At 38.5% G+C, this 22,046-nt stretch carries 19 protein-coding genes; all 19 read left to right on the top strand.

Annotation, left to right across the window (positions count from 1 at the left end):
- Positions 1–210: 210 nt before the first annotated feature.
- The 19 genes from J7E67_RS06105 to J7E67_RS06015 all read left to right on the top strand — a co-directional run bounded on the left by J7E67_RS06105 (position 211) and on the right by J7E67_RS06015 (position 21,983).
- Complete coding sequence (locus J7E67_RS06105) at positions 211–987, top strand: undecaprenyl pyrophosphate synthase (RefSeq protein WP_214714559.1); 777 nt, start codon at positions 211–213, stop codon at positions 985–987.
- Positions 988–1,012: 25 nt separating this feature from the next.
- On the top strand, positions 1,013–1,807 hold the full coding sequence (locus J7E67_RS06100; protein ID WP_214731226.1) for a phosphatidate cytidylyltransferase: 795 nt from the start codon (positions 1,013–1,015) through the stop codon (positions 1,805–1,807).
- A gap of 36 nt (positions 1,808–1,843) precedes the next feature.
- On the top strand, positions 1,844–2,986 hold the full coding sequence (gene dxr / locus J7E67_RS06095) for a 1-deoxy-D-xylulose-5-phosphate reductoisomerase (protein WP_214731224.1): 1,143 nt from the start codon (positions 1,844–1,846) through the stop codon (positions 2,984–2,986).
- A gap of 60 nt (positions 2,987–3,046) precedes the next feature.
- A complete protein-coding gene (rseP, locus tag J7E67_RS06090; RefSeq protein WP_214714553.1) occupies positions 3,047–4,306 on the top strand; it encodes an RIP metalloprotease RseP in 1,260 nt (419 codons plus the stop codon).
- Between the two features lie 185 nt (positions 4,307–4,491).
- Positions 4,492–8,817, top strand: coding sequence for a PolC-type DNA polymerase III (locus tag J7E67_RS06085; RefSeq protein WP_214731222.1), 4,326 nt, complete (start codon positions 4,492–4,494; stop codon positions 8,815–8,817).
- Between the two features lie 319 nt (positions 8,818–9,136).
- A complete protein-coding gene (gene rimP / locus J7E67_RS06080) occupies positions 9,137–9,607 on the top strand; it encodes a ribosome maturation factor RimP (RefSeq protein ID WP_214714549.1) in 471 nt (156 codons plus the stop codon).
- Positions 9,608–9,643: 36 nt separating this feature from the next.
- Complete coding sequence (gene nusA / locus J7E67_RS06075) at positions 9,644–10,765, top strand: transcription termination factor NusA (RefSeq protein ID WP_214714547.1); 1,122 nt, start codon at positions 9,644–9,646, stop codon at positions 10,763–10,765.
- A gap of 19 nt (positions 10,766–10,784) precedes the next feature.
- Positions 10,785–11,057 carry an RNase P modulator RnpM gene (gene rnpM, locus J7E67_RS06070; protein ID WP_088086390.1) on the top strand — a complete coding sequence of 91 codons (273 nt, stop codon included), beginning with the start codon at positions 10,785–10,787 and terminating at the stop codon, positions 11,055–11,057.
- Positions 11,058–11,065: 8 nt separating this feature from the next.
- The gene (locus J7E67_RS06065; protein ID WP_088086391.1) at positions 11,066–11,368 is read left to right on the top strand and encodes a YlxQ family RNA-binding protein; all 303 of its coding nucleotides are present in this window, start codon (positions 11,066–11,068) and stop codon (positions 11,366–11,368) included.
- Between the two features lie 19 nt (positions 11,369–11,387).
- Positions 11,388–13,709 carry a translation initiation factor IF-2 gene (gene infB, locus J7E67_RS06060; protein ID WP_214731219.1) on the top strand — a complete coding sequence of 774 codons (2,322 nt, stop codon included), beginning with the start codon at positions 11,388–11,390 and terminating at the stop codon, positions 13,707–13,709.
- Entirely contained in the window at positions 13,706–13,987 is a 282-nt protein-coding gene (locus J7E67_RS06055; RefSeq protein ID WP_088086393.1) for a DUF503 domain-containing protein, read from the top strand. Before infB ends, J7E67_RS06055 begins: the two co-directional genes overlap by 4 nt.
- A 17-nt stretch (positions 13,988–14,004) precedes the next feature.
- The gene (rbfA, locus tag J7E67_RS06050) at positions 14,005–14,376 is read left to right on the top strand and encodes a 30S ribosome-binding factor RbfA (protein WP_088086394.1); all 372 of its coding nucleotides are present in this window, start codon (positions 14,005–14,007) and stop codon (positions 14,374–14,376) included.
- A 57-nt stretch (positions 14,377–14,433) separates the two neighbouring features.
- Entirely contained in the window at positions 14,434–15,369 is a 936-nt protein-coding gene (gene truB / locus J7E67_RS06045) for a tRNA pseudouridine(55) synthase TruB (RefSeq protein WP_214714543.1), read from the top strand.
- 15 nt (positions 15,370–15,384) lie between these two features.
- On the top strand, positions 15,385–16,350 hold the full coding sequence (ribF, locus tag J7E67_RS06040; protein WP_214714541.1) for a bifunctional riboflavin kinase/FAD synthetase: 966 nt from the start codon (positions 15,385–15,387) through the stop codon (positions 16,348–16,350).
- Between the two features lie 159 nt (positions 16,351–16,509).
- The gene (gene rpsO, locus J7E67_RS06035; protein ID WP_026566475.1) at positions 16,510–16,779 is read left to right on the top strand and encodes a 30S ribosomal protein S15; all 270 of its coding nucleotides are present in this window, start codon (positions 16,510–16,512) and stop codon (positions 16,777–16,779) included.
- A 243-nt stretch (positions 16,780–17,022) separates the two neighbouring features.
- A complete protein-coding gene (gene pnp, locus J7E67_RS06030; RefSeq protein ID WP_214714539.1) occupies positions 17,023–19,137 on the top strand; it encodes a polyribonucleotide nucleotidyltransferase in 2,115 nt (704 codons plus the stop codon).
- 181 nt (positions 19,138–19,318) lie between these two features.
- The gene (locus tag J7E67_RS06025) at positions 19,319–20,245 is read left to right on the top strand and encodes a polysaccharide deacetylase family protein (protein ID WP_214731217.1); all 927 of its coding nucleotides are present in this window, start codon (positions 19,319–19,321) and stop codon (positions 20,243–20,245) included.
- 102 nt (positions 20,246–20,347) lie between these two features.
- Complete coding sequence (locus tag J7E67_RS06020) at positions 20,348–21,586, top strand: M16 family metallopeptidase (protein ID WP_214714535.1); 1,239 nt, start codon at positions 20,348–20,350, stop codon at positions 21,584–21,586.
- Between the two features lie 154 nt (positions 21,587–21,740).
- Positions 21,741–21,983 (top strand): YlmC/YmxH family sporulation protein, encoded by a 243-nt coding sequence (locus J7E67_RS06015; RefSeq protein ID WP_088086400.1) that lies wholly within the window; start codon positions 21,741–21,743, stop codon positions 21,981–21,983.
- The last annotated feature ends 63 nt before the right edge of the window (positions 21,984–22,046 follow it).

The raw sequence follows: 22,046 nt of genomic DNA, 5'->3' as shown, positions 1-22,046 counted from the left end.
ATTGATTGTTCCCGAAAGTTGTCTGAATATAATTCTTAATTCCTACTATTTTACATAAGTTAATTATTAGAGATATCTTTATGCTTTTTTGGTATGATAAAAACATGCTACCCCGAAATGTCCATTACATAACAACACACATGCTTCAATGGAATTGATATATGATTTAATTTTCGGAGGAAATGATTAACTAATTGGAGGAGCAATGTTATGTTTAATAAATTAAGGCTTGGGAAGAACCGAAATAACACTTCCACACTCCGAAATAAAATAGAAGAAATAAAAAAATCGCCTGTTCCTGAGCATGTGGCAATTATTATGGATGGCAACGGACGTTGGGCTAAGAAACGGGCATTACCACGTATTGCTGGTCACCATGAGGGCATGAAGGTTGTTCGGAAAACAACGAAATTAGCAAATGAACTCGGCATTAAAACCTTAACATTGTATGCTTTTTCAACTGAGAATTGGAAAAGGCCAAAAAATGAAGTCGAATATATTATGAGTCTGCCTGATGAATTTTTAGGCACATTTTTACCGGATTTAATTGAAGAAAATGTTCAAGTGAAAATGATGGGCTATAAAAATCAACTTCCAGTACATACACTGCGTGCAATAGAAAAAGCTATAGAAGAAACAAAAAATAATGATGGATTAGTATTAAACTTTGCATTAAATTACGGGAGCAGGGCTGAGATTCTTGATGCTGTGAAGCAAGTCTTAAATGACAGCAAAAGTGGTAAACTGAACGAGACGGAGTTAGACGAAAAAGTCTTTTCTTCCTACTTAATGACTGCTAATTTTACAGACCCAGATCTTTTAATCCGTACTAGTGGTGAAATCCGCTTGAGTAACTTTATGCTTTGGCAGTTGGCTTACTCAGAGTTTTGGTTTACAGAAGTCTTATGGCCAGACTTTAATGAAGAACATTTACTTGAAGCAATTGAAACGTTCCAGAAACGACAGCGTCGGTTTGGTGGCATATAGAACAACAAAGGTGTTGAAAAATTAGATGAAGCAAAGAATCATAACAGGAGTCATTGCAGCTGCACTATTTTTACCAATTGTCTATTATGGTGGATTTCCACTTGTAATATTAACGTACTTTTTAGCGACGATCGGATTGTATGAGTTATTGAAAATGAAAAAACTTCCTATTTTTTCGGTTAATGGAATATTAGCACTTTTATTTCTATGGGTGTTGCTCTTCCCCGGAGAATATCATTCCGTTATAGATTCCTTCTATTATTCAAAAATAGAAATATGCATTGCATTAATTCTTTTGTTATTAACTTACACCGTAATTACCAAAAATCAATTTACATTTGAAGACGTTTCTTTTTCTATCCTATCAGCCATTTATGTAGGTATTGGCTTTTACTTTTTCTTTGAAACGAGGCAGGATGGGGGACTTGTCTATATTTTGTATTCTTTATTTATGATTTGGGCTACTGATTCAGGTGCTTATTTTATTGGAAAAGCTCTTGGTAAAACAAAGCTATGGCCCGAAATTAGCCCGAATAAGACAGTTGAAGGGTCGATTGGCGGAATCGCCTGTGCAGTTGTTGTGGCTGTCATATTTGTACTCCTCTCAAACATTAACGTCGGTCTTTTAACTTTAATGGGAATTACAATCGTCCTTTCCGTTTTTGGACAAATTGGTGACTTAGTTGAATCAGCCTTTAAGCGTCATTTTAATGTCAAAGATTCTGGTACAATCTTGCCAGGTCATGGTGGAATTCTTGATCGATTTGACAGCCTATTATTTGTTTGGCCCTTGTTACATTTTTTTCACCTTTGGTTATAGAGCGCGTGCGCTTCACATTTAGGAGTTGACTTTTTATTGAAAACCATTAGCTTATTGGGTGCAACCGGATCGATAGGAACCCAAACCTTAGATATTATCCGTGAGCATCCATCTGAATTTACATTAGCAGCCTTTTCTGTGGGTAAAAATATCGATTTGGCTCGAAAAATGATTGTTGAATTTCAGCCTGAGCTTGTTTCTGTACAAGACTATCATGACTGTAATACATTAAAAGCAGAATTTCCTAATATTAAATTCACTTTTGGTCAGGAAGGACTAATCGAGACAGCAGTTTATGAAAAAGCCGATATTCTTGTCAACGCAGTTCTTGGAAGTGTGGGGTTAAACCCGACTTTACAAGCGATTGAATGTGGGAAGATAATCGCTATTGCCAATAAAGAAACACTGGTTACTGCAGGTCATTTAGTTATGGATGCGGCTAAAAGAAATAATGTACCACTCCTTCCGGTCGATAGTGAACATTCAGCCATTTTTCAAGCCTTGCAGGGGGAAAAGGAGAAAAACATTGAAAGATTAATTCTAACTGCTTCCGGCGGGAGCTTTCGTGACCTCTCCAGGCAAGAATTGAAAAATGTTACCGTGGAGCAAGCACTAAACCATCCAAATTGGTCGATGGGGGCAAAAATCACAATTGATTCGGCATCAATGATGAACAAAGGTTTAGAAGTAATTGAAGCTCATTGGCTTTTCAATATACCATATGAAAAAATTGATGTACTGCTTCATAAAGAAAGCATCATCCATTCAATGATTGAGTTTCACGATAGCAGTATCATTGCTCAGCTTGGAACACCAGATATGAGAGTGCCGATTCAATATGCGCTCACCTATCCTGATCGTTTGCCATTGCCTTCATCAAAACGTTTGGATCTGGCAAGGATTGGGAAATTGCATTTCGAGGAAATGGATGCCGCGAGATTCCGCTGTCTTGGTTTTGCTTATGAGGCTGGGAAAAAAGGTGGATCGATGCCAACGGTATTGAATGCAGCGAATGAAGTGGCCGTGGCAGCTTTTCTAGAAGGGAAAATTCGGTTCTTGCAGATTGAAGATTTGATTGAGAAAGCCCTAACCGCCCACCAAATCACGGAACTCCCTAGCCTAACTTCAATCCAAGAGATAGACAAAGAAACAAGAGAATATGTTCATTCACTCCTGTAAGAAAAACGGAAGCGCAAGTAAAAGAATCTCTCTTATCCTGAAAAAAAAGGTGGTTTTATTTTGACTACAGTTATTGCCTTTATAGTGATTTTTGGCGCACTCGTATTCTTTCATGAATTAGGTCATTTGATTTTCGCAAAAAGGGCTGGTATTTTATGCCGTGAATTTGCAATTGGTTTTGGCCCAAAAGTATTTTCCCATAAAAGAGCGGAGACAACCTATACCATTCGGTTACTTCCGATTGGTGGATTTGTGCGCATGGCTGGCGAAGACCCGGAAATGATTGAAATAAAGCCTGGTTATCGTATTGGCTTGTTGTTTGATAAGGATGAAAAAGTAAATAAAATCATCTTAAATAATAAAGAGAAGTTTCCTAATTGTCGGATCGTTGAAGTGGAATATGCTGATATCGAAAAGGATTTAGTTATTAAAGGATTTCCTGAAGATGAAGATGAAGTATTAAAAACCTTTATCATTGACCCAAAAGCAGTCATCGTGGAAAATGGAATCGAGTCACAGATTGCTCCAATTGACCGTCAATTCGGATCAAAAACATTAGGACAAAGAACGATGGCTATTTTTGCTGGTCCGATGATGAATTTTGTACTTGCATTCATTTTATTTATTATTATTGCTTTTATACAGGGGGTACCTACGAATGAACCTAAGTTAGGTGAAATAACTCCTGATGGGGCAGCGATGGCTGCTGGTCTTAAAAAAGGTGATCTCATCCAGACGATTAATGGTTCAGAAATTTCGAGTTGGTCTGATGTAGTGGAGGTCATTCGGAAAAATCCAAATGAAAAGCTCGACTTTTCTATTCGCCGTGACAAAAAGGATTTAGATATCACGGTAACCCCAATTGAAAAAACGGTTGAAGGGAAGAAAATTGGGCTTATTGGTGTTTATAGTCCTGTTGAAAAGTCTCCTATTCAAGCAATTAAGGCAGGTTTCACAGAAACCTATTTTTGGACGAAACAGATTTTTGTAATGGTTGGTAAATTAGTCACTGGCCAATTTTCAATTGATGCACTTTCTGGTCCTGTTGGTATTTACCAAGCAACAGATTCTGTAGCTAAATCGGGTATTTATTATTTAATGAAATGGGCAGGGATTTTAAGCATTAACTTAGGTATTATGAACTTATTACCTATTCCCGCTCTTGACGGTGGAAGATTAATGTTTTTTGCTGTCGAAGCTGTTAGAGGCAAGCCGATAGACCGTCAAAAGGAAGGTATGGTTCATTTTATAGGATTCGCCCTCTTAATGCTGCTCATGCTAGTTGTAACTTGGAATGACATTCAAAGGTTTTTCTTGTAGTATGTAATCTTTAATTTATTTTGGGGGCCGTTAATACGGCCCCTATTCTTATTTTTAAAGAAAACTATTTGACTAAAATGGAGAAATTTTTCTGTCGAATAAAGCCGAATCATTTTGAGTCATATGATATAATTACTTTTTGACGAGATAAAAAAAGCGATATTTAATAGATGGGAGAGAGAACGATGAGCGAACATGCCCTAGGCAAAAAAGAGCGATTCCAACTCTTGCTCCAGCAGCTGCAATTGATTGAGGATGCTGTTGTAGTGCATTTCAACAATGCGCAAATTGAAAGGTTATTAGTTGAAAAAAAAGCTAGAAAGTGGCATTTTCAATTTTTATTTGAAAATATACTTCCCTATAATGTTTATGTAATGTTTACGTCACAGCTTGAACGGACATTTTCAAACATTGCAACGATTTCCTTCCATATAAATGTAACAAATCAAATTATTTCACCGGAATTATTACGAGATTATTGGAGTTATAGCATTCAGCAAATTGATGGAATTGCTCCGCCGCTTTTAAAACTATTACATGAACAACTTCCCGAAGTGAACGGTAATAAGCTTACAATTTCAGTTCGTAATGATACTGAGGGACAAGCACTAAAGCGGAAATATGGCGAGACGATTGCTAAAATCTACCAATCATTTGGATTTCCCAATTTATCGATTGAGACAGTAATAAAAAGTAACGAGAAAAATGAAGAATATCAACAATTTCTTCTTGCAAAGCAAAAGGAAGATCAAGAACGCGGACTTCAAGCAATGGTTGAATTGCAGAGAAAAGAAGCTGAAAAGGATCAGGCATCTGGTGATCTTCCATCTGGACCGCTTACTATTGGTCTTACCATTAAGGATAATAATGACTTCCGAAGTCTGATTGATATTGTTGATGAAGAAAGACGAATAGCTGTAGAAGGGTTTATTTTTGATGCGGAAATACGTGAACTCAGGAGCGGCCGTTCCCTGCTGACCTTCAAAATAACTGATTACACAAGCTCTATTATGGTAAAAATGTTTTCACGCGATAAAGAGGATGCGGCCCTGTTCCAGCTTGTCAAAAAAGGAATGTGGGTAAAAGTTCGAGGCAGCATACAGAATGATACCTTTGTTCGTGACCTCGTGATGATTGGAAATGATATTAATGAAATTAAGCCTGTTGGCCGAAAGGATACTGCACCCGAAGATCAGAAACGTGTAGAACTCCATCTTCATACACCAATGAGTCAAATGGATGCAGTCACACCTGTTAGCGCACTGATTGCACAGGCAAAAAAATGGGGACATAAAGCAATTGCAGTAACCGATCACGCGGTTGCACAATCATTCCCTGAAGCGTATGGTGCCGGGAAGAAAAATGATATTAAAATTCTCTTTGGGGTTGAAGTAAATTTAGTGGATGATGGGGTGCCAATTGCCTATAATGACGCACATCGTCAACTAGCTGAGGATACCTATGTTGTATTTGACGTTGAAACTACGGGACTTTCAGCGGTGTACAATACAATTATTGAGCTTGCTGCTGTGAAAATACATGACGGTGAAATCATTGACCGCTTCGAATCTTTTGCCAATCCTCATCACCGTTTATCGGCAACAACGATCAATCTCACTGGAATTACCGATGATATGGTCCAAACCGCCCCAGAAATTGAGGAAGTTCTTCGGAATTTTAGTGATTGGGCTGGTGATGCTGTTCTTGTAGCCCATAATGCTTCCTTTGATATGGGTTTCCTCAATGTCGGATATAGAAAAATAGGCTTTGAAAAGGCTAAGAATCCTGTTATTGATACACTTGAACTTGGACGATTTCTCTATCCAGAGATGAAAAACCATCGTTTAAATACACTAACTAAGAAGTTTGATATTGAATTAACCCAACATCACCGCGCCATTTATGATGCAGAGGCAACCGGTTATCTACTTTTGAAAATGTTAAAGGATTCCCTCGAAAAAGGAATTGAATACCATGACCAGTTTAATGATAATATGGGGAAAGGAAATGCCTACCAACGGGCACGTCCTTATCACTGTACACTTTTAGCCCAAACACAAGCGGGATTAAAAAACCTTTTTAAACTCGTATCTATATCACACCTTGAATATTTTTATCGAGTTCCTAGATTACCAAGATCTGTTTTGCAAAAATACAGGGAAGGAATTTTAGTTGGCTCCGGTTGTAATAAAGGTGAGGTATTTGAAGGGATGATGCAAAAATCCCCAGAGGAAGTGGAAGGCGCTGCCCGTTTTTATGATTATCTTGAAGTCATGCCGAAAGAAGTAAATGCACCGTTGATTGAAATGGAATTGGTTAGCGATGAAAAAGCAATGGAAGATATTATTGCGAAAATCATTACGCTTGGTGATAAATTAGGATTGCCAGTTGTTGCAACTGGAAATGTCCATTACCTTAATGAAAATGATAAAATTTATCGAAAAATATTAATTAATTCCCAGGGTGGAGCTAACCCGCTAAATCGCCATGAACTTCCCGATGTTCACTTTAGGACAACTAATGAAATGCTTGATGCTTTTTCATTTTTAGGAAAAGAGAAGGCAAAAGAAATTGTTGTAACTAACACGAATAAAATTGCGGATATGATTGAAGTCATTAAACCAATTAAAGACGATTTGTATACACCGAAAATTGAAGGCGCCGATGAAGAAATGCGTGAAATGAGTTATGCAATGGCGCGGAGAATTTACGGTGACAACTTGCCGGAAATAGTGGAAGCCAGGTTAGAAAAGGAATTGAAAAGTATTATTGGGCATGGATTTGCCGTAATTTATTTGATTTCTCATAAGCTTGTTAAAAAGTCCTTGGATGATGGTTACCTTGTAGGCTCAAGGGGATCTGTGGGTTCATCACTTGTAGCAACAATGACAGAAATTACCGAGGTAAATCCACTACCACCTCATTATGTGTGTCCAACCTGTAAGCATTCAGAGTTTTTTAATGATGGTTCTGTCGGTTCAGGCTTTGATTTACCTGATAAGGATTGTCCGCAATGTGGTGGAAAATACCATAAGGATGGGCACGATATTCCGTTCGAAACGTTTCTTGGCTTTAAAGGGGATAAAGTTCCTGATATCGATTTAAACTTCTCTGGTGAATACCAGCCGCGGGCCCATAATTATACAAAGGTCTTGTTTGGTGAGGATAATGTATTCCGCGCTGGGACGATTGGTACAGTCGCAGACAAGACCGCTTTTGGATATGTTAAAGCATATCAACAGGATAACAATCTACAACTGCGTGGTGCCGAAGTAGAACGCCTTGCTTCAGGCTGTACGGGTGTTAAAAGAACAACGGGTCAACATCCAGGTGGTATTATTGTTATACCTGATTACATGGATGTTTATGATTTTTCACCGATTCAATTCCCGGCAGATGATAGAAATTCAGAATGGAAGACAACACATTTCGATTTCCATTCCATCCATGATAATGTCCTAAAGCTAGATATCCTCGGACATGATGACCCGACCGTGATTAGGATGCTTCAGGACCTGAGCGGAATGGATCCGAAAACAATCCCTACAGATGATCCTGAAGTCATGAAAATCTTCAGCGGGACCGAGTCATTAGGCGTAACAGAAAAGCAGATCATGTGTAAAACTGGAACACTTGGTATTCCAGAGTTTGGAACTCGATTCGTTCGGCAAATGCTTGAGGATACGAAACCAACAACGTTCTCTGAACTTGTTCAAATATCGGGGCTATCACATGGTACCGATGTATGGCTTGGGAATGCCCAAGAATTAATCCATAATCAAACATGTAATCTTAGTGAAGTTATTGGCTGTCGTGATGATATCATGGTCTACCTAATTTATCAGGGACTGGACCCATCCTTTGCTTTTAAAATTATGGAATCAGTTCGTAAGGGTAAAGGCTTAAGTGAAGAAATGGAAGCAGAGATGCGGAAAAACGAAGTTCCAGAATGGTATATCGACTCTTGTAAGAAGATTAAATACATGTTCCCAAAGGCCCATGCTGCTGCATATGTACTTATGGCAGTTAGAATTGCATATTTCAAGGTACATCTGCCGCTCCTTTATTACGCCGCTTATTTTACTGTCCGCGCGGAAGACTTTGACATTGAAGCAATGTCGCGCGGTTCAGAATCTATACGTGCAAAAATAGAAGAAATAAATGCAAAAGGCCTAGAAGCATCTAACAAAGAAAAAAACTTATTAACGGTTTTGGAACTAGCACTTGAAATGACTGAAAGGGGCTTTGTTTTCCAGAACTACGATTTATATAAATCTTCATCATCCGAATTCATCATTGAAGGCAATACCTTAATACCGCCGTTTAATTCGATTCCAGGCTTAGGAACGAATGCGGCCTATAATATTGTCAAGGCAAGGGAATCAGGAGAATTTTTATCCAAAGAAGATTTACAGCAACGCGGAAAGGTATCTAAGACTATCCTTGAATATTTAGACAAACAAGGGTGCCTATCATCCCTTCCAGAGCAAAACCAGCTTTCTTTATTCTAACTTGGATTATCTTCTTGCTCCAGCGCCTAGGGGCTCGAGTCATAAGCCAATCGCTTCGGATGGCAAAAAGCGCCTTCTGTCAGCGCTTGTCTTATGCTTTTCGCCCCTGGTCAAGGCGCTTCCGCTTTAGGGCGCTATTTGCATTAAAATGTTGGTTATGGTATAGTTTTATTGGAAATACTAAGAAATACTCTCGTGATCAAGAGTGGGGAAACCCGCTCTTTCGTTTTTGTATAAATCTTTTTTTCTTAGTAACTTGATAAAACTTTCCGTGAACTACATACAATATGGGTGAAATTTTCGGAAAAGGAGGTAAAGCATGAGCAAGGTAACGGAAGTTGTAGAAGAGCTGGCTACGCCTATTTTTCAAGAACTTGGTTTGGAATTAGTGGAAATTGAGTATGTGAAGGAAGGGAAAAGCTGGTTTCTTCGCGTATATATCGATAAAGACAACGGTGTTGATATTGAGGATTGCGGACTCGTTAGCGAAAAACTCAGCGAAAAACTCGATGAGCTTGATCCGATTCCCCATAACTATTTTCTTGAAGTTTCTTCACCTGGAGCTGAGCGTCCATTGAAAAAAGATAAAGATTTCCAAAAGGCAATGGGTAAAAATGTCTTTATCAAAACTTATGAACCGATCGATGGGGAGAAAAGCTTCGAAGGAACATTATTAGAATTTGATGGTCAACATTTAAAAATCGAAATGAAGATTAAAACTCGTAAGAAGACTATTGAAATTCCCTATGAAAAAGTTGCCAACGCACGATTAGCTGTTACTTTTTCGTAATGAAATAATAGATATAGGATAGGGGGATACACAAAGATGAGCAGCGAATTATTAGATGCTCTTATAATACTGGAAAGAGAAAAAGGTATTTCCAGAGATGTTTTAATTGATGCGATCGAAGCAGCTCTTGTTTCGGCATATCGCCGAAATTTTAATCAAGCCCAGAATGTGCGGATTGATTTAAATTTACAGACTGGATCTATGCGCGTTTTTGCTAGAAAAGAAGTGGTCGATCAAGTGTTTGACCCTCGTCTCGAAATTTCCTTAGAGGATGCGAGACAAATCACACCAAATTACCAAGTTGAAGATATTGTCGAAATGGAAGTTACACCCAAGGACTTTGGGCGGATTGCAGCTCAAACTGCCAAGCAAGTGGTTACTCAGCGTGTAAGAGAAGCAGAACGCGGAATTATTTATTCGGAATTTATCGACCGTGAAGAAGATATTATGACTGGTATTGTTCAAAGACTCGATTCTAAATTTATTTATGTAAGTCTTGGGAAAATCGAGGCATTATTACCTGTAAATGAGCAAATGCCTAATGAACGTTATAAGCCTCATGATCGAATTAAAGTATTTATTACAAAAGTTGAAAAGACCACCAAGGGGCCGCAAATATTCGTATCTCGGACACATCCTGGTCTCTTAAAACGTTTGTTTGAAATTGAAGTTCCTGAAATTTATGACGGAACCGTAGAAATTAAGTCAGTTGCCCGTGAGGCAGGGGATCGCTCGAAGATTTCTGTCCACTCGGACAATAATGAGGTAGATCCAGTTGGGTCTTGTGTTGGACCTAAAGGTGCAAGGGTTCAAGCGGTTGTTAATGAATTAAAGGGTGAAAAAATTGATATTGTTAAGTGGTCAGCCGACCCAGTAGTATTTGTTGCAAATTCACTTAGTCCTTCAAAAGTTTTAGATGTTATGGTTAACGAGAATGAAAAAGCAACAACAGTTGTTGTTCCTGATTATCAGCTTTCATTAGCAATCGGGAAACGAGGACAAAATGCCCGCCTAGCAGCAAAACTAACAGGCTGGAAAATTGATATTAAATCAGAAACTGAAGCACGTGAGATTGGAATTTATCCACGTGAAGAAACCATTAGGCTTTTTGATGATCAAGTTGATACTGATTTCGATTATGAAGAAGAGTTGGACTAAAAAGTGAGGTGAATGATGAATGAACAATCAGAAAAAAGTTCCTATGCGCAAGTGTGTTGCAACCGGTGATATGAAACCGAAAAAAGAACTTGTTCGCATCGTTCGCTCAAAAGAAGGGGAGGTATCCATCGACCTGACGGGGAAGAAATCCGGAAGGGGTGCCTACCTTTCAAGGGACAAGGAAGCTGTCTTACTTGCCAAGAAAAAAAATACCCTATCTAATCACTTACAGGTTTCTATAAATGATTCGTTATACGAAGAGCTACTTGAGCTTATAGAGAAGGAGAATTGACAATCCAAATGAAACAAAATCAATGGATGTCATTGCTTGGCTTGGCCAATCGAGCACGCAAAATCATATCAGGTGAGGAGCTTACCGTGAAGCAGATTCAAAGCGGAAAGGCGCATCTCATTTTATTATCCGCAGATGCTTCTGCAAATACGACAAAAAAGATTACTGATAAGTGTAATTCGTATGAGGTTCCATATAAAATTGTGGAAAATCGTCATCTTCTTGGTCAAGCAATTGGCAAGGAAGCCCGCGTTGTTGTAGCTGTTCTGGATGATGGATTTGCCAAAAAAATGGTAACGTTGCTCGATTAAATCTAGCGGGGGTGAAAAGATGAGTAAAATACGTGTATATGAGTATGCAAAAAAGCACAACATTTCAAGTAAAGAAATCATCACAAAACTAAAAGAAATGAATATAGAGGTCTCGAATCATATGGCAACAATAGAAGACGCAGAAGTTAAAAAGCTTGACGAAACATTCAGTAAAAAGGATAACAAGGCACCACAGCAAACAACAGAGAATAGACAAAATGGACAGCAGCAACAACGAACAAACTCTCGTCCAACTCAAGCGCAGCGTCAAAACCAAAGACCTGCTCAGTCAACGCAAAGGCCGCAAGTTCAGACGAAAACTCCTAAAGCATTTGAAGAAGCTGCTGATAAAAATGCCGCTCCTAGCAAGGTAAAAGTTGTTTCTCCTCCAAAAACGGTCGAAGGCAAAAAGCAAAACCAAGAAAATCAATCGAAAGAAAATAAGGTTTTCAACAATGCTGATAAAGCTAAAGCCAAGCCTTACAATAATAATCAAAATCGTAATAATAATAATAATAATAAAAATAAGAAAAAGGCTCATACACCAGTTCAACAAGCTCAGCCACAGAAGAGAAAAGAGAAGGAGCTTCCAGCGAAAATTACTTTCAGTGAATCTCTAACTGTGGGCGAATTTGCAAAGAAGATTTACCGTGAGCCATCAGAGATTATTAAAAAGCTCTTTTTACTAGGTGTCATGGCCACAATTAATCAAGTCTTAGATAAAGATGCGATTGAATTGATTGCAAGCGAATATGGGGTTGAAGTGGAAGAAGAAATTAAAGTTGATACAACAGATCTTGAAGTATACTTTACTGAAGATTCAGATGATTCTCAAGTGGAAAGACCTTCTGTTGTAACAATAATGGGTCACGTTGACCACGGTAAAACAACCTTGCTAGATTCTATCCGTAACACAAAGGTTACAGAAGGTGAAGCGGGGGGAATTACCCAGCATATTGGTGCCTATCAAGTGGTTGAAAACGGGAAAAAGATTACCTTCCTTGATACACCAGGACACGCTGCCTTTACGACAATGCGTGCACGTGGCGCTAAAATAACTGATATTACCATCCTAGTCGTAGCTGCAGATGATGGTGTTATGCCGCAAACTGTTGAAGCGATTAACCATGCAAAAGCTGCCGAGGTTCCAATTATTGTAGCAGTTAATAAAATGGATAAAGAAGCTGCAAATGCTGACCGTGTAATGCAAGAGTTGACTGAACATGGATTAGTATCAGAAGCATGGGGTGGAGATACTATCTTTGTACCACTTTCTGCAAAAACAGGAGAAGGCATTGACACCCTTCTAGAAATGATATTACTCGTTAGTGAAGTAGAAGAATATAAAGCGAATCCAAATCGCAAAGCCGTTGGTACTGTTATCGAAGCACAATTAGATAAAGGTCGTGGATCCGTTGCAACCTTACTAGTCCAAAACGGTACTCTAAAAATTGGTGATCCAATTGTTGTTGGTCATACCTTTGGTCGTGTCCGTGCAATGGTGAATGACAAAGGACGCCGTGTCAAAGAGGCAGGTCCGTCAACTCCTGTTGAAATAACTGGACTTAATGATGTGCCGCAAGCTGGAGATCGTTTCGTTGTGTTTGAAGACGAAAAAACCGCACGTCAAGTTGGAGAATCACGAGCTCAAACAGCACTGGTAGCCCAACGTGGTGAAAAATCCATTGTTAGTCTAGAAACACTTTTTGATCAATTAAAGCAAGGTGAAATGAAGGATTTAAACATCATCCTTAAAGCGGACGTTCAAGGGTCTGCTGAAGCCGTTGCCGCTTCCCTTCAAAAAATTGATGTTGAAGGTGTCAACATCAAAATTATTCATAGCGGTGCTGGAGCGATTAATGAGTCGGATATTAGTCTTGCTGCTGCGTCTAATGCCATCGTCATTGGTTTTAACGTTCGCCCTGATGTAAATGCGAAACGTGCAGCAGAAGCGGAGAAAGTTGACGTCCGTCTTCACCGTATAATTTATAAAGTAATTGAAGAGATTGAAGCAGCAATGAAAGGTATGCTTGATCCTGAATTCCAAGAAAAAATAATTGGTCAAGCAGAAATCCGTCAAACCTTTAAAGTTTCAAAGGTAGGAACAATTGCTGGTTCATATGTAACGGATGGTAAAATTACCCGCGACAGCGGTATTCGTTTAATTCGTAACGGTGTTGTCACTTTTGAAGGTAATATTGATGCGTTAAAGCGATTTAAAGATGATGTAAAAGAAGTTGCCCAAGGTTACGAATGTGGTATTACAATTAAAAACTTTAATGATGTTAAAGAAGGAGACATCATTGAAGCATACGTAATGGAAGAAATTGAACGTAAATGATCATCGGTGTGGCCGAATGTGAATGTATGATCTATGATGCTCATTCTTTAAAAGAGAAACGGGCTGTCCTTCAACGAATCCTTACACGCTTAAAACAGAAATTTAATGTTTCTGTATCAGAAGTTGGCTTTCAGGATATGTGGCAACGAACGAAAATTGCCATAGTTGTCGTAACTTCCACGCGTGTATCGACGGAACATGAGTTGCAAAATGCTTTGAAATTAATCGACTCATTTCCAGAAATAGAGAGAACGATCACCGAGATTGAATGGCTTTAAGTTAAGAGGTGAATGTGATGAGCCACAGAGCAAATCGTGTTGGAGAACAAATGAAAAAAGAACTAGGTGACATCATCGGTCGCAAAATCAAAGATCCACGTATTGGTTTTGTGACGGTTACCGACGTTGAAGTAACAGGAGATTTACAACAGGCGAAAGTGTATATTTCCGTATTAGGTGATGAAGAGCAAAGGGAAAATACCTTAAAAGGGCTGGCCAAAGCAAAAGGTTTTATTCGGACCGAAATTGGCCACCGTATTCGCCTTCGTAAAACACCTGAAATCATCTTTGAATGGGATGAATCTATCGATTACGGGAATCGAATTGATACACTTCTTCATCAACTGCATAAGGATGAAAAGCCTTTAGAAAAAAGTGAAGAAGAATAATTGGATAGACATTGTCTATCCTTTTTTTTCGATAATTTTTTGATTGGAGGATTTTAATTGGAAGGAATATTACCGTTATATAAGCCTGCGGGTTTGACATCCCATGATTGTGTGTTTAGATTGCGGAAGATTTTAAAAACAAAAAAGGTAGGGCATACGGGTACTCTTGATCCAGACGTAACAGGAGTGCTTCCAATTTGTATAGGGAAAGCAACTAAAGTTGCTGAATACATAACCGATGCTGGTAAATCGTATGAGGGAGAAGTAACAATTGGTTTTTCGACTACTACTGAAGATGCTTCTGGTGAAATTGTGGAGCAGAAACCAGTGGATCGGACCATTCGACGAGAAGAGATTCTCCAAGTTTTTCATTCAATAACCGGTGAAATTGAACAAACACCGCCTATGTTCTCGGCAGTAAAAGTGGGAGGGGTTCGTCTTTATGAATATGCACGGAAGGGTATAGAAGTCGAACGTCCCACTAGAAAGGTAACGATTTATTCCATCGAATTATTAGATGACTGTGATGAATTTATCGGTGAAACTGTTCAGTTTAGGTTTAAGGTAAGTTGCAGTAAAGGGACGTACATCCGGACTTTAGCGGTAATGATTGGTGAAATTCTGGGCTTCCCTGCACATATGTCCTTTTTACAAAGAGTTCAATCTGCTGCTTTTTCATTGGAGGATTGTTTGACGTTTGATGAAATTGAAAAACATATGGAGGCTGGGACAATTTCAAGTGTATTAAGGCCTTTAGAAACAGCACTTTCTCATTTGCCGAAATTACTAATTAATGATAAAGTAGCAGAGAAAGTGAAAAATGGCGCATTATTACAAATGCCAGAGCATTTAAAAACTAGTAACGGACCGATTGTCACTGAAACTGCTGATGGACTAGCTCTTGCTATTTATTCAAAACATCCAAGCAAGCCAGACCTCTTTAAACCAGTTAAAGTGTTACGTAATGATTTAGAAGAAAAAGGTACGGTATAGAAAAGGTGAGTTTCATTGGAAGTAATTAAGCTTAGATTTCCATACGATATAACAAATGTTGAATTTCCGCCCCTAGCAATGGCTATGGGCTACTTTGATGGAGTGCACCGTGGCCATCAACAGGTAATTCTTGAGGCAAAAAAGCATGCTGAAGAAAAAAGAATTTGCAGTGCGGTCATGACATTTGACCCCCATCCTTCGGTAGTATTAGGAAAAACGGAACAGCAGATACAGTATATTACTCCATTATCTGAAAAAATAAAAATTATCGAAGAACTTGGTATTGATTATTTATTTATCATTAACTTTACTACTGAATTTGCCAATTTGCTTCCACAGGAATTCATTGATCAATATGTTATTCGACTAAACGTAATGCACGTAGTTGCTGGTTTTGATTTTACCTATGGGCGTATGGGGAAGGGGACGATGGAAACATTGCCCTTCCATTCAAGAGATCAATTTTCTTATTCGGTCGTTCCAAAGTTTACTCAAGGTGATCAAAAGGTTAGTTCAACTAGAATTAGAACCTTGCTTAAAGAAGGAAAAACAGACGCGCTTTTATCACTTCTTGGACGATTTTATACAACATCGGGCATAGTCATTCATGGTGATAAACGAGGCAGGACGATTGGCTTTCCAACGGCGAATGTTGACTTAAATGACGATTACATGATCCCGCCGACCGGTGTATATGCAGTAAGAATGAAAGTTGAAACCCAATGGTACAATGGAGTCTGTAATATTGGTTATAAACCCACCTTTAATAAGGAAGCCTTACACCCTTCTGTTGAAGTTCATTTATTTGACTTTAATAAAGATATCTATGGTGAAGAAGTGGTCATCGAGTGGCATCTTCCCTTACGTAAGGAACAAAAATTTTCAGGGATTGAAGAGCTCGTTGCACAAATTGAAAGAGATAAGCAAAATTCACTATATTATTTTAAAAAACAAGACAATCTTCCACATTCTCACTTATAAAAGGCGTTTTTCCTACAATAAACTTCGTTATAGCCTTGCTTTTTGATGTGAAAAGTTGTATCCTTATTAACGTATTAAAAATAACCTCTACTTGGCAAGACGAATCACCAACGCTTGCTCGGTACCAGGGGATTTGTAAAATTTAGGAGGTGAATCCGGATGGCAATCACTCAAGAACGTAAAAATGAACTTATCAATGAGTTTAAAACTCATGAAAGCGACACTGGATCTGCAGAAGTTCAAATCGCTGTCCTTACAGAATCAATCAACAATTTGAATGAGCACTTACGTACTCATAAAAAAGATCACCACTCACGTCGCGGTCTTTTGAAAATGGTTGGTAAACGTCGTAATCTTTTAACATTCCTACGTAACAAAGATGTTCAACGTTACCGTGTGTTAATTAATAAGCTTGGTCTACGTCGTTAGTTTACAGAAGCGGGATTATTCCCGCTTTTTTATTAGCTTTAAAAAGAGGAAAAGAAAATAAAGAATTTTTTATACATATTTTTAAGTCATGACTTTTTTGTGCATACTATTAAGGTGATTTCGCATTTAAACAATAGCTTTCTAAGCTTTTTAATAATAGTTAGATTTAGAATGATGAGTACAGCGGAAGTGAAAACTTTCGCATCATCCTCCTAAGTGATTTAGATAGAGAGGGGTAAAAATATGGAACAATTGAAACATGAATATTCCATGGTTTGGGCAGGCCGTAAATTAACTGTCGAAATTGGACAATTAGCAAAGCAAGCAAACGGTGCAGTCTTGGTACGCTATGGAGATACAGCAGTATTGAGTACGGCAACAGCCTCAAAGGAACCAAAAAACTTAGACTTTTTTCCATTAACAGTTAACTATGAGGAACGTTTATATGCTGTCGGAAAAATCCCAGGTGGCTTTATTAAACGCGAGGGTCGTCCGAGTGAAAAGGCAATTTTGGCAAGCAGACTAATTGACAGACCGATTCGTCCGCTATTTGCTGATGGCTTTCGTAATGATGTACAAGTTATTAGTATTGTCATGAGTGTGGATCAGGATTGTTCTACCGAAATGGCTGCAATGTTCGGATCTTCGTTAGCACTTAGTACATCAGATATTCCTTTTGAAGGACCGATTGCTGGTGTTATCGTAGGACGGGTTAACAATGAATTTGTTATTAACCCAACTGTAGAACAAGCTGAAAAAAGTGATATCCATTTAACTGTTGCAGGTACTAAAGATGCAATCAACATGGTAGAAGCAGGTGCGTTAGAGGTTCCTGAAGAAACTATGCTAGAAGCAATTATGTATGGCCATGATGAGATTAAACGGTTAATTGAGTTCCAAGAGAAAATTGTCGTTGAAATTGGCAAGCCAAAAAGAGAAATCAATCTTTACGAAATAGATAAGGAACTTGAGGCAGAAGTAAGGGAAATATGCGAATCTGATATGGTAAAAGCCATTCAGGTCCAAGAAAAGCATGCCCGTGAAGATGCCATTAAAGAAGTCAAAAACCAAGTGATTGCCAAATTTGTGGAACAAGAAGCTACAGATGAAGATATGAAGCAAGTAAAGCAAATATTGGACAAGATTGTAAAAGGTGAGGTTCGCCGCTTAATAACAGTGGAGAAGATTCGTCCTGATGGCCGAAAAATTGATGAAATCCGTCCGCTTTCTTCACAAATAAGTATTTTACCACGTACCCACGGTTCTGGACTTTTTACCCGTGGACAAACTCAAGCCCTAAGCATTTGTACTCTCGGCGCAATGGGTGATGTACAAATTCTTGATGGTCTTGGAATTGAGGAAGAAAAGCGCTTTATGCATCATTATAACTTCCCTCAATTCAGTGTTGGTGAAACTGGCCCAATCCGAGGACCAGGTCGTCGTGAAATTGGTCACGGTGCCCTTGGTGAACGTGCCCTTGAACCGATTATTCCATCTGAAAAGGATTTCCCATATACCATACGACTTGTATCTGAGGTACTTGAATCTAATGGTTCCACTTCGCAGGCAAGTATTTGTGCTAGTACATTAGCGATGATGGATGCAGGTGTTCCGATTAAGGCTCCTGTAGCAGGAATTGCAATGGGACTTGTAAAATCTGGAGAACATTATACTGTTTTGTCTGATATTCAAGGAATGGAAGACCATCTTGGGGATATGGATTTTAAAGTAGCAGGTACTGCTAAAGGGGTTACTGCACTTCAAATGGATATTAAGATTGAAGGTCTTTCTCGTGAAATATTAGAAGAAGCCCTCCAGCAGGCAAAGGTTGGCCGAATGCACATCTTAGATTCAATGCTTGCTACCATTACGGAACCAAAATCAGAACTTTCACAGTTTGCACCTAAGATTTTAACCATGTCAATTAACCCAGATAAGATCAGGGACGTTATCGGACCGAGCGGTAAACAAATCAATAAGATTATTGAGGAAACTGGCGTTAAGATTGATATCGAGCAGGATGGTACCGTATTTATTGCCTCTACAAATCAAGAAATGAACCAAAAGGCAAAGAAAATCATCGAAGATATTGTTCGTGAAGTTCAAGTAGGCGAAATGTATCTTGGTAAGGTAAAACGAATTGAAAAATTTGGAGCCTTCGTGGAAATCTTTGCTGGTAAAGATGGTCTCGTTCATGTATCTGAACTTGCCGAAGAACGTGTAGGTAAAGTGGAGGATGTTGTTAAGATCGGGGACGAACTTCTAGTGAAAGTAACCGAAATTGATAAACAGGGCCGTGTAAACCTTTCACGTAAAGCTATTTTAAAGGAACAGCGTGAAAAGGCTGAAAATCAATAACAAGAGACTCGGGACATTTAATCTGAGACGATAAGGAAGTCAGGGGACAACCCCTGGCTTTTTCCGTGTATGATCGTTTTAATAATTCTCTCTATATTCTTTAGAATCAGCGGCTAACAGTATCCTGAAGTTCTACCTTGTCCCTCTTATACATAATCTGTATGGAAAGGGGGAAAGTTAATTGAAAAAGGTATTTATCCTCATTGGTATTTGTTTAGCAGTTTGGATCGCCGTGGGTAATCCTTTTATAAAAAAGGAATCAGCTCTGCCAACAGCAAAAGTGTCAGACCCTCTTTATCAAAGTATTGTTAAAAATGCCCCTACATATGAAATACCGCCTATAGATGCGACTATTGATAAGGTCTGGAAGGCAATTCCGGGCTATAATGGGCGAGAGGTTAACATTGCAGCTTCCTATAAGCATATGAAAGACAAAGGTGTTTTTAATGAAAAGAACCTTGTTTTTACCCAGAAAAAGCCAAAGGTTCACCTCGAAGATTTGCCGCCAGCTCCAATTTATAAAGGTAACCCTAATAAACCAATGGTAACGTTTATTATTAATGTAGCGTGGGGGAATGAATATTTATCGGAGATGCTTGCTACTCTTAAAAGACATAATATAAAGGTTAGTTTTTTTTTAGAAGGAAATTGGGTCAAAAAAAATCCCGATCTTGCTAAAATGATTGTCAGTTCTGGTCATGAAGTGGGGAATCATTCCTATTCTCATCCTGATATGAAACAATTGACGGCTGGAAAAGCAAGGGAACAAATGGTGAAAACGAATGTAATTATAGAAGCAGCTACAGGGGAGAAATGTGTTTGGTTTGCTCCGCCTAGTGGCAGTTTTCGGGATGAGACAATAAAAGTTGCCAACGAATTAAAAATGATGACGGTTATGTGGACCGTTGATACGGTTGACTGGAGAAAACCATCACCAGATGTACTTATAAATCGTGTAATGACAAAAATTAATAATGGCTCAATGGTCCTTATGCATCCAACAGAAGCAACTGCGAAATCGCTCGATCGCTTAATCACGCAGATCAAACAAAAAAACCTTGAAATTGGAACAGTTTCTGAGTTAATGAGCGAAGAAAGAGTTGAGTAATAATCACAGTAAGATATACTGAAAATTGGAGAAAAAACATTTTACTAAGTATAATGATAGATGGAGTAAAAGCAGCTTCTGTATATAGACTGGAGGAAGTCGATGATTAATAAATATACTTGCCAAAATGGAGTTAGAATTGTTTTAGAAAATATCCCTACTGTTCGTTCAGTTGCAATAGGCGTATGGATTGGTACGGGTTCAAGAGATGAGAACCCACAAAACAATGGTGTTTCGCATTTTCTGGAACATATGTTCTTTAAAGGTACTACCACAAGGTCTGCTAAGGAAATTGCCGAATCCTTTGATAGTATTGGCGGACAGGTGAATGCGTTTACTTCAAAGGAGTATACCTGCTATTATGCAAAAGTCCTTGATACACATTCCCAATTTGCACTAGATGTGTTAGCTGATATGTTCTTTAACTCCACTTTTGTGGAAGAGGAACTAAACAAAGAGAGAAATGTAGTCTTAGAAGAAATAAAAATGTACGAAGATACTCCAGACGATATTGTTCATGATTTACTTAGTAGAGCAGTGTATGGAGATCATCCACTCGGATATCCAATACTAGGTACAGAGGAAATACTTAATACGTTTACTGGCCAAACGTTAAAGGAATATATTCATGAAAGGTATACTCCTGAAAATGTTGTTATCTCAATCGCAGGCAATGTATCTGAAACATTTATTAAAGAAGTCGAAAAGTATTTTGGATCCTATAAAGGTGCTAACAACCAAGCAATTGAAAATATACCTACCTTCCATTCGAATCGAATTTCGCGCAAGAAAGATACGGAACAGGCCCATTTATGTATTGGTTTTGAAGGATTAAAGGTTGGGCATGAAGACATCTACAGCTTAATTACATTAAATAATATATTGGGCGGAAGTATGAGCTCGAGATTATTTCAGGAAGTCCGTGAGCAAAGGGGCTTAGCATATTCAGTTTTCTCTTACCATTCAGCTTATCAAGATAGTGGGATTGTGACGGTTTACGGTGGAACAGGTGCTAAACAGCTGAATGTACTATTTGAAACCATCCAAGAAACACTTAATAAATTAAAGCAAGAAGGCATTACTGAAAGGGAATTAACTAATAGTAAAGAGCAGCTTAAGGGCAGCTTGATGCTAAGTCTTGAAAGTACAAATAGCAGGATGAGTCGTAATGGTAAAAATGAACTTTTATTAAAACGTCATCGTTCGCTGGATGAAATTATTGAGCAGATTGATGGAGTTACCAAAAAAAGTGTGGACGAAATGACAAAGGCCGTTTTTACAGACAACTATTCCGTGACTTTAATTAGTCCAGACGGAGAATTTCCGAATACATTATCGTAAATGAAAAGAGGTATTCCATGCTGATGGATTACCTCTTTTTTTGTTGTCCTAGTTACTAAAGGTCTACTTAACAGCGCTTGTGCTTTTCTTAGTCTAAATAGGGACTTCCACTTATAAACTATTAATAAGGGGTAAATGAAGGGGGGATCTTGTATTGAGGTTAAGTGAATTAAGTGGAAAGGAAATTGTTGACGTAAAAAAGGCAGAACGGCTAGGTGTCCTTGGACAAACCGATTTAGAGATTAATGAAGGCACCGGACAAATTCAAGCACTGCTAATACCTTCAATAAAATGGTTTGGTTTCCGAAAACAAGGGGAAGAAATCAGGGTTCCTTGGCAACACATTAAAAAGATAGGATCAGATATGATAATAATCGATGTGCCGGATGAAGATTAATATCACTTCAGCAAAAAAAGCCCAAGCGAGTGTCAACTTGCTTGGGCTTTTTTATTTAGTACG

Source organism: Bacillus sp. ISL-46, assembly GCF_018613205.1.
Note: the sequence above shows the minus strand (reverse complement) of the source record. Positions and strands in the feature narration are given on the sequence as shown.